The 9,163-nt window shown below is 69.8% G+C and carries 10 protein-coding genes; 7 read left to right on the plus strand and 3 right to left on the minus strand.

Annotated elements, in window-relative coordinates; genetic code table 11:
* Positions 1 to 8 precede the first annotated feature (8 nt).
* Entirely contained in the window at positions 9 to 656 is a 648-nt protein-coding gene (locus ACIP93_RS33145) for an L-threonylcarbamoyladenylate synthase (protein ID WP_401765089.1), read from the plus strand.
* Between the two features lie 720 nt (positions 657 to 1,376).
* Here ACIP93_RS33145 and ACIP93_RS33150 read toward each other — a convergent pair.
* Complete coding sequence (locus ACIP93_RS33150) at positions 1,377 to 1,592, minus strand: hypothetical protein (protein WP_401765091.1); 216 nt, start codon at positions 1,590 to 1,592, stop codon at positions 1,377 to 1,379.
* A 296-nt stretch (positions 1,593 to 1,888) separates the two neighbouring features.
* Entirely contained in the window at positions 1,889 to 2,563 is a 675-nt protein-coding gene (locus tag ACIP93_RS33155; RefSeq protein WP_401765093.1) for a hypothetical protein, read from the minus strand.
* A gap of 230 nt (positions 2,564 to 2,793) precedes the next feature.
* Here ACIP93_RS33155 and ACIP93_RS33160 point away from each other — a divergent pair, with 230 nt between their 5' ends.
* The 5 genes from ACIP93_RS33160 to ACIP93_RS33180 all read left to right on the plus strand — a co-directional run bounded on the left by ACIP93_RS33160 (position 2,794) and on the right by ACIP93_RS33180 (position 7,249).
* Positions 2,794 to 4,101: a hypothetical protein gene (locus ACIP93_RS33160; RefSeq protein ID WP_401765096.1), complete on the plus strand. Its 1,308-nt coding sequence runs from the start codon at positions 2,794 to 2,796 to the stop codon at positions 4,099 to 4,101.
* A 98-nt stretch (positions 4,102 to 4,199) separates the two neighbouring features.
* Positions 4,200 to 4,832, plus strand: coding sequence for a hypothetical protein (locus ACIP93_RS33165; RefSeq protein ID WP_401765099.1), 633 nt, complete (start codon positions 4,200 to 4,202; stop codon positions 4,830 to 4,832).
* A gap of 452 nt (positions 4,833 to 5,284) precedes the next feature.
* Entirely contained in the window at positions 5,285 to 6,202 is a 918-nt protein-coding gene (locus tag ACIP93_RS33170) for a hypothetical protein (RefSeq protein ID WP_401765101.1), read from the plus strand.
* Positions 6,203 to 6,398: 196 nt separating this feature from the next.
* On the plus strand, positions 6,399 to 6,725 hold the full coding sequence (locus tag ACIP93_RS33175; protein WP_401765104.1) for a hypothetical protein: 327 nt from the start codon (positions 6,399 to 6,401) through the stop codon (positions 6,723 to 6,725).
* A gap of 68 nt (positions 6,726 to 6,793) precedes the next feature.
* Positions 6,794 to 7,249: a hypothetical protein gene (locus ACIP93_RS33180; RefSeq protein WP_401765107.1), complete on the plus strand. Its 456-nt coding sequence runs from the start codon at positions 6,794 to 6,796 to the stop codon at positions 7,247 to 7,249.
* A gap of 21 nt (positions 7,250 to 7,270) precedes the next feature.
* Here the strand turns inward: ACIP93_RS33180 and ACIP93_RS33185 are convergent, their stop codons facing one another.
* Positions 7,271 to 7,975 (minus strand): hypothetical protein, encoded by a 705-nt coding sequence (locus ACIP93_RS33185; RefSeq protein WP_401765109.1) that lies wholly within the window; start codon positions 7,973 to 7,975, stop codon positions 7,271 to 7,273.
* A gap of 204 nt (positions 7,976 to 8,179) precedes the next feature.
* Here ACIP93_RS33185 and ACIP93_RS33190 point away from each other — a divergent pair, with 204 nt between their 5' ends.
* The gene (locus ACIP93_RS33190) at positions 8,180 to 8,356 is read left to right on the plus strand and encodes a hypothetical protein (protein WP_401765111.1); all 177 of its coding nucleotides are present in this window, start codon (positions 8,180 to 8,182) and stop codon (positions 8,354 to 8,356) included.
* Positions 8,357 to 9,163 lie beyond the last annotated feature (807 nt).

Below are 9,163 nucleotides of genomic sequence, written 5' to 3' on the forward strand. Positions count from 1 at the left end.
ACACCACCGTGCAGATCATCCCGACCACCGACATCGACACCGCCGCAGCCGCCATCGAAGCCGGACACCTCGTCGTCGTCCCCACCGCCCGCTGGTACATGATCTGCGCCGACGCCGCCAACCCCGACGCCTACAAGGCCATACTCGAAGGCAAGCAGCGCCCCAAGAACAAGCCCCTCGCACTCGTCGTCCCCGACCAGAACCGGGCCCGCGACCTGCTGCACTTCACCCCCGACGCCGAGCGCCTGGCCGCCGCGTTCTGGCCCGGCGACCTCGCCCTCTTCCTGCCCTGGCGCGACCCGGCCGACGCCGCCCGATACACCGTCGTCGGGTCACCCGCTCTGACCACCCACGCCCCCGGCCCCCTGGGCGCCCTCGCCCGAGCGGTACCCGGACTGCTCGCGGCGACCACTGTCAACGTCTCCGGCGACGCCGGCCCCGACGACCGCGGCCCCGCCATCACCCTTGCCGAGGTCGAAGAGTTCCTCACCGAAGCCGGCCTCGACGCGATCGTCATGGACGGCGGCATCTGCCCGGCCGCCAACCACCTCACCATCGTCGACTGCGCTGGCGACCAGACCCAGCTCGTCCGCGCCGGCCTGGTCCACCCGCGGGCCGTCGCCTCCGTCATCGGCCACACCCTGCAGACCCCCTGACCCGGTCCGTCCGAAGGGCGCCTCCACGGCCCGGGGAGGCGCCCTTCACCTTCAGCTGGCGAGCGCGGACAACTCCGCTGCCACTGCTGGATAGGAATCCCGTACGCCAGCCTGGTTGCCGAGCCGGTGCCGTTCGGTGGCACGGGACAGGGAACGTCGAGGGCGTGGAAGGTTCGGACACCTCGTCGGAGTGATCGTCACTGCCATCCCGTAACGGCGCGCCAGGGCCGGGGTTGGGAAAGCATGATCCGAATTCGAACTTGGCGTGTGGCGTTGGCTGCTGTAGGTGCTGTTCTCGTCATCGCAGGTGCGGCCCCGGCAGGCGCCGTGCCGTACCCGAACGATGACCCGAGGACGTACCCGAAGACGTGCGACATGCCGTGGACGTCCCATGGCTATCCCGAAGCGCCGCGTGACTCGTGGGCCTATGTCTCGGCACCGGAAGGGGCGCGGTTGCGGAAGGGCATGGGCACCGGCACACCGGCCCTTGGCCTGCTGGCTCCCAGGACGAGACTGCACGTCCTGTGTGAGGGCACGTTGGACAAGTCACGCGATCATCGGTGGTGGAGGTGGGTGCAGGTGGACTCGGGAACTCACAAGGGCAAGTACGGATGGGTCGCGACACGCCTCACCCGCGACGCGTGACGGACCGCTCGTCTGCGTATGCATTCGGCCCGCCGGTGAACTTCACCGGCGGGCCGAACGCTGCCTGCACCAAGGTCATTTCGCGCCGAGGAGTTGTTCCAGGAGGGTGCGGGCGCGTTCGGCGGCGGAGCTGGGGTCGGCGCCGTCTTCGAGAATGTCGAACTGGGCTTGGGCGAGGCTGCGCAGGAGGGTGAGGGTGGCGCCCTGGGCGGAGGCGCCGGGAATGTGACGGGCGAGGTCCTGGAGGAGCTGGTCGGCACCGCCAGGGACTGAAGGGACCAGAAAAGGCAATCGGTCCAGGGCGCAATGGGTGCCGGCGGGCGGGCGCCCTCACGGGCGTGCCGCCCACCTGGCCAACACCACCACCCGAGGCACCCACCCCCACGCGCGAGCTTCTCCAGGACCTCATCAGCCGGAACGCGCCCGGCACCGGGGCGGGGGCCGGTGCCAGACCGGCCTCGTAGCGTTGGTGGCGAGGGTCCGGACCGGACGGGGCCCCGGAGGAGCGAAGGAGCGGGCCGACTTCTACGCCGTCCTCGCCGGCCCCGTACGCCAGTACCTGGCCCTCTTGCAGTCCCGCCGGGCGGTCACCCGTGCTGGCGGCGGCACGCGGCGACCGTGGCCGGGTCCAGCCCGGCATCCGCTCCCCAGGAGCAGATGATGCGCGCGTCGTACTCGTACCGCTGACGCTTCGCGGGCCTTGGCGCGGCAGGCGCCCGGCGGGGTGCAGTCCGGGCGGGCGCTCGCCGTGGCGTGCGGGGCCGGTCGTACGAGGCGCGCGGCGGAGGAGCCGCCGCGCGGCGGCGCGGGGCCTTGGGCCGGCCCTCGCTCGGTCCGGGTGCCGCCCGCTTCGCCTCCACATGTCTGGGCGCCGGGTGAGCGGGTGCAGAAGGCGGCGGCGGGAGTGTCCCGGCGGGCCCCAGGGCGGTGATGGCCGATGGCTCGACTGGAGCCGGCCAGAGCGGGACGGCGTGCGCAATCTGCGGGTGCTCGGCGGCTGGTGCGGGCGGGTCGGAGGCGGAGGGGACCACCACGCAGCCCACCGCGCAGAGGCACAGGAGGGGCAGGGTGAGGGCGCGGAGCAGGTGTCGCGGGTGCATGTGATCACCGTGCCGTGCACAGCGCGGCCGCGAGGGGCGGACACGGCCGGTGTCGCACGGACGGGTACGGACGACGATGGCTTCCGGGGCCGCGGCGAGGTACCCGCGCATCAGGTCCAGGGCGGCTGTTTCGCCGGTGATCTGCTCCGTGCTGGTGGTCATTACCCGTCCAACGACGCAGCGGCGCCGTGGGCGCGGTCACAAGGCGGCTGGCTCCTGCGTGTCCCGGAGGGGGCCGCGGCCGCCCAGTTCCCCGATTCCGCAGAGATTTGGGCCGGTTGGAGCGTCTGACCAGCCCCGATTGTGAGTGATGCATGGTATAGTTTTCTTGTTGGTCGGCGGTGGCAGTCGGCCAACAAGCCGAATCCACCTCTCACTCTTCAGGGAGAACCATGACCACGTCCGAAACGCAGGTCGCTACCTCCGCCGCAGCAAAGAAGGAGGAAAAGCAGCCCGTAAAGCCGACCGCCCACTTCGCCGCAAGCCACGCTGAAATCATTGAGGCGCTGAACTTTGCCGAATTCGGAATTGTTCCGAAGACGCAGCCGCCCGCGCAGCGCGGTGTGCTGATCGAGACCGCCAAGAACCGCATCGTCTTCAACACCTACGACTTCGAGACCGCCGTGTCGGTCGCCGTTCCGGCCGCGACGCCGCTCGCCAAGGGCTCCTCGCTCCTCGACTTCCCCGAGCTCAAGAAGACGCTTGCGGCCATGGTCGCCGGAGAGACCAAGGCCGTCGCAGCCGCCACCCGCGTCTCGCTCGCCGGAGATCTGCTGGCTACCGAGCACCTCACGGTGCCCGTCACCACGCACGACATCCACGAGTACACGCAGCCGCTGGACGCCGTGCCCGCCATGGCCACCATGGACGCGCAGGTCTTCCTCGGCCAGCTCAACCGCGTCCTGCCCGCAGCGGGCCGAGACGACACGCTGCCCACGCTCACCGGAGTCCAGATCACACTGGACGGCCAGACGCTCACCATGGCGGCGACGGACCGCTACCGCTTCGCCGTCGCGGAAGTCCCCGTCGCCGCTACCGTGCAGCCGCCGGAGAAGCCGCTGGCCGCGCTCATCCCGGCCGCCACGCTCTCCGCCCTGGCCAAACGGCTGAAGTCCCACAACGGGCCGGTGGGCATCGGCATCCTCGAAGACGACCACGCCGAAGGCGACCCCGTGGCTACCTGGCCCACCCCGCGCGCCACGCTGTCGCTGGGCGCCGTCACCATCACCATGCGCTCGCTGGACGGCTGCCTCCCCAAGTACCGGTCCCTGTTTCCCAAGACGTGCGAGACGTCGGTCCAGCTCGACCGCGCCACGACCGTCCGGGCCGTCAAGAAGTGCCAGGCCGTCCTGAACGCGAAGGGACTCAAGAACGTCCCTGTCCTGTTCGCGTGGGACGCCGACGGCGGCCTCACGCTCGCCCCCCGGCTGGAAACAGCCGAAGGCGAGGCCCGCACCAAGGGCATGTCCATTCCGACGACCATCACCCACGGCACCGGCGAAGGCCTGCGTGGCGGCGTCGCCGCCTTCAACCCGAGCTTCCTGCTGGACGCGTTCGGCACGTTCACCGGCGACACCATCACCCTGCACCTGGGCGAGATGAAGGACGGGCACAACAGCAAGCCCGGTCTCTTCACCGACGGCCCCGACATGGCTGGTCAGGGCTACAAGCACCTGTTGATGCACGTCCGCCTCTCCTGACCGAACAACCGCCCTCGGGGGTGGGGCGTGCCGCCCCACCCCCACCCCGGCGGGGAGTGGCACCCCGCCGGGCCGAACACACCCACAGGAGGTACCCCATGGCCTTGATGCTTGACTGGCGAGGAACCCCGATCACGCACCGTGCCCACGTCCTCTTCCCCCGGAAATGGGCCCACTCGACCGAGATGGTGGAAGGCGTCGTCCAGAGCTTCACCCCCACCGGACGGATCACCGTCGATGTCCTTCGAACCTCCCGTCCGCGCGAGACGGGAGGAACTGGCCGCGCCCGCTACGCGGTCCCGGCCCACAGCGTGACGGTCGTGCCCGGTCCAACCGGCCGCCGTGCCGCAGACGGTCCAGGCGACGCCGTATCGAGCCCAGCACCCCAGGCACCCGCCCCGGCCGCGCCCCTTGAGCTCTTGACGGTCGACGGAACGGACTACGGGCCGTATCCCGGGCAACCCACGACGGCGGCGCAACCTTCCTACGCCACGTACCTGTTCACCGGCGAGACTGCGCAGCGCATCGTCGAAGACCTGCACCGGGACAACTGCGGCCTCACCGCAGCATTTGAGTACGACGGCACTCTCACGTTCACGTGGGACGCGACCTACCGAGACGAGCCCGGCACCGAGCGCGTCACCCCGGACGCCCAGGGCCTCTACGCAATCGGTGGACTCTGGCCCTGGGACACCTGGCCCGAGACGGACGTGACGACGCCCCAGCCCTGACCGCGTCTCACCCGGCGCGCGGCCGTGCCCTTACCCGTGGAAGGACTTGTCTCGGCCCGGCCACGGTACGGCGCCTGCCCTGGGGCGTAGGCCCCTCGGCGCGTTCCCCGCCCCGGGCCGGGACTCGTCTCCAGCCCGCACTGCCGACTCTCGGCCGGCAGGGGCTGCACCCGGGCCCGCGGCAGATGGCGCACTTCCGTCGATGCAGTCCGCCGTACGGACCGACCAGCCCTCGGGCGCGCGGGCCCAACTTGTCGCACCGAGCCATCGTTCACCGGACTGCTCGACCGGCTCCGGTCCGCCCGCAGGAGTGAATTTCCCCCTCGCGTACGCGGGCGGGGATCTTGCGGTGCACCCCCAACTGATGGACAAACATGGGTAGTTGACAACAAATAGGATCTCTCACAATCTTTCGGGCGTGGCTCCAAAAGGGGCCCAGAGAGGAGTTCGTGATGGGCAAGCAGCGGGAGTTCTACGACGAGCAGGCGGCGGCCGGGAGGCTCGGAGTCCCGTTGGCCGCCTGGCGGTGGGCGGCAGGTTCCGGACTGGTCCCGCTGGCGGACGCCGGGCCGGGGCAGTGGTCGCGGTCCGCGGTCGAGGCGGTTGATGCGGAAGGTGTCCGTGCGGCGCTGCGCGGGCCGATGGGCGCAGGGCAGGCGGCGGACCGGCTGACCGAGGCCCTGGGCGAGCCGCTGCCGCGGTGCCGGACGCGGGTAACGGCTACAGCGATCGGCCACCTGGTGAAGGCGGGCCTACTGGTCTGGCTCGGAGGGGACGCGGCGTGCCCCGACGTCCACCCGGACCAGGTGGCCGCCCTCGCCCGCCGCCGCGACCTGCCGGCACTGCTCGACCGCCACGTCCCCCTGGGCCCGGACCAGGCCGCAGTCCGGCTTGGCGTGCGCCGGGTCGACTACGACCACATCGTCCGACTCGGATGGATCTCCCCGGTCAGCTCAGTAACCATCGACTACAAGTCCCACGGCGGCCGGACCACGGTCCCCCTGTACTCGGGGGTTGATCTCGCCCTGCTCCCCGTCCTGCGGCCCGGAGTCGACTGGGAAGCGCTGCGCACCGTGGCCGCAGGTCGCCGCTCGCCGCTCGCGTCCCTCGCACCAGTCGCCCCGGGGCGGGATGTGGTGCTGCTGGCGGAGGTAGCGAGGATCGCCCGAGTGGGCCGCGCGGCGGTGTTGAACTGGCGCCGGAGGCACGCCGACTTCCCGGACCCGGTGGGCGGGACGGACGTACACCCGGAGTTCGACCGCCGCGCCATGGCCGCTTGGCTCCTCGACCACGACAAGATCGACATCCCATCGCCAGGCCTGGCCCGTAGCCGGAGTGCTGCAGCCGTCGGCGCCCCGCCCGGAGTCTGATCAGGCTGTGCCCGGGCCCGGCGGACGAGCCGGGCCCCGTCGGGGCAGCGGGGCGCCGACGGTACGGACACCAACAACTTCAGCCGCCCGGAAGGGACACATCAAGCCTCGAAAATGACGATTGCATGTTATAGTTGTCTAAATGGTTGGTGGTGGCAACCGACCAAACCCGAAGACACGACCGAGAGGTTCTCAGATGACCACTGCGACGACGGACCGGTACGACCCCGAGCCTGGCACCGAATACCCGTTCTCCATCTCCGACGTCGCGCGCCAGGCGGTGAAGCTCCTCGGCGACGACTGGCACGCCGAGTCCGGCTACTGGGGCGTCGTTGGCGAGATCACCACCCGGGACGGCGCCCGTTTCATCGTCGGCGTGGACCACGAGGGAGACCTCTACGTCCACGCGGACAAGAACGCCGAGCCCACCTTCCTCATGGACTACTTCGACTGCACCAGCGCCTCCGACGGCCTGGAAGAAGTCACCAAGCGCGTCGTCGCGGTGATCCTCGACATCGCCTGACCCACGTCCCTCACTCCCGCCCCGGGCGCCAAAGTGCGCCCGGGGCCCGGCCCTTCGAAGGAGCCCTCATGAGATTCCTGATCACGGACGACCACGGAACCGTCCTCGCAGCTGTCGAAGCACCCCCGGAGGGGGCGGCATCCGTCGCCATCGGGCGGGAGGACGAACCCAACCTGCTCTTCGTGGCAGCAGACCTGTACGGGGACGGCAGCGTCCACGTAGGGCACTGGCCCGACGGGGTGCAGTGGGAGACACTGCTGCGCGCGACCGGCACGCCGAACCCGTACGGCTCCGGGGAGCGCCGCGCGCAGCCGCCGGGGCAGGTAAGTGCACATGAGATTGCCGAACTCCTCGACTCCCTCGCCCTGGACGAAGACGTGCTTGACGAAGCCGTGCACGAAGCATTCGCGGAGCAGGCGAGCGAAGTGAACAACCAGGGCCCGGCCGCTCAGGTCGAATACCTGGCAGGCGGGTGCGCCGACGTACACGCTCTGCGAGACCTGCTCACCGATTTCGCCTGGTGACACGCCCGACGCCCGCACCTGTCAGTCGGCGTCAATGCCCTTCCATCCGTACCCAAGCCCTCGGCGTCGCGGCCGGGACGGCGCGGCGGTGCGCGCCGACGGGGCGTTCAGGGCACCAGTCACCTGGAGGGCTGCCGCCGGCGTCAGGCCGGCGGAGACATCCCCGGAGGCGAGGACCCTGGCGTACGTCCCCGTCCCGTAGGCAGCCAAGGCAGCCGCGAGTTCCGCCGCGGCCGTGTCGGCTGGCCCCGCGCCCCAGCGAGGTTCGTCCTCAGGGGCGGCGGCCTGACGCGGCAGTTCACGCCGGACGGCCAGGAGCGCGGCGAGGGCTTGGGCGTGAGCCGAGTCCATGGTCGCGGTCAGCAGGGCCGGGCCGAGCTGGTGGACGCGCGCGCTGAGGTTGTGCGCGGCGAGTGCCCGCCGCAGCCCGGTGCTCAACACCGCAGGATCGCCTGTCCGGTCGGCGGTCCCGGTCGGGCGGGTCGCAGCCGGCACGCCCTCGACGCCCTCGCGGAGCGCGGCGACAACGGTCGGCACGAGCTCCAAGAGCTCAGCGGCCTGCGGGCCCAGCCCGGACAGTGCTCCAGCGAGCACCTCCAAAGCGGTGGCCGCGTCCTCGATGGCGCCTGCGCTCCATTCCTCGGACCCGCTGGCGTCGGCGAGCGCGCACGCGGCGAGCACCGCGCGCTCTGCCAGTGGGTCCAGTCGGGAGGTGGAGTGCTTCATATCCCGCCCAACGAGTTCGGCCAGTCCGCGTGATGCCGGTTAACCATGATCGTAAGGACTACCCGGGCCGGGCTGCGCGGCGGGCACCTTCAACCCCTTCAGAGTGTTCTATGTATGGTATAGTTGTCTTGTTGGTCGGGGGTGAGGCATCCGGCCGACGTGATCGTGATTTCCGTTTCTGGTACTGCGCATGGAGGAGTAACTATGAGCGAGCGCATCACTGTTGACCCTGGTGTAGTCGAGGCCACTTTGCGTGAGTGGTTGGAGTTCTTCGAATACGACTCGGCGTTGCACGACGACGAGGAGGACGGCGGTGACCGTTACCCGACTGCGTCGGCATTCTTCTCCTGGCTGAAGGACGGCGTCGAACGGTCGGCCTGATCTGAGAGAGCACCATGGGAGGCCCGAAAGGGCCTCTTCTGCTTTTCCGGCAGTGGTGTCCTATTCGATTTTCGGGCGTTCTGTACTTCCCCCACCCGTTCCCTGACGTGTTATCAGTTTCGGAGGGTGTGAGGGGCCGCCAGTGAGGCGTGCCAGGGATATCGGAACGGGTCTCCGTGCAGCGGAGGGAGGGAATTCGGGGCCCGTTGTTTCGGCCGTAAGGCCGTCCCGGAATTCAACCACGCACCGCCTTTCGTGATTCCGGGAGCCCGTAAGGGCGGCCACCCCCGGGCACAGTGCCCGGCAGGGCGCTGAAACCCCCTCAGGGAAACACCCCACCACCCCCACCCCCGCACACCCCCACCCACCCACCGGACACCTCTACCCACCCCTCCCACCCCCACAGGCCCCGACTGGGGCCCCCACCCCCCACCCAGCCACCACCAACACCCCACCCAGCAACCACACATGACACCAACCCCCAGACCCTAGCCACACCCCCACAACAAAACACCCCCCACACCCCCCAGCCCCGAAGGGGCCCACACCACCCACCACCCCACCCGCCGGCAGGCGGCCCCCACCCCACAACCAACACCCCACCAATTCCCGCAACGCGGGAATCCAAAAAGCCTGAAAGGCTTTCAAAAACCCACAACAAAGAATTGCCGAAAGGCAATTCAAACCCGCCCAACAAAACCCCCGAAGGGGGTTAACCCAAACCACCCCGAATTCCCCGAAGGGGAATTCCTGCGGAATTCCGCCGAAAGGCGGAATTCAAAAGGGGCATTTAGGCCCCTCCGCCCC

The sequence above is a fragment of the Streptomyces sp. NPDC088745 genome, assembly GCF_044751045.1.
Taxonomy (GTDB): Bacteria; Actinomycetota; Actinomycetes; order Streptomycetales; family Streptomycetaceae; genus Streptomyces; species Streptomyces cremeus.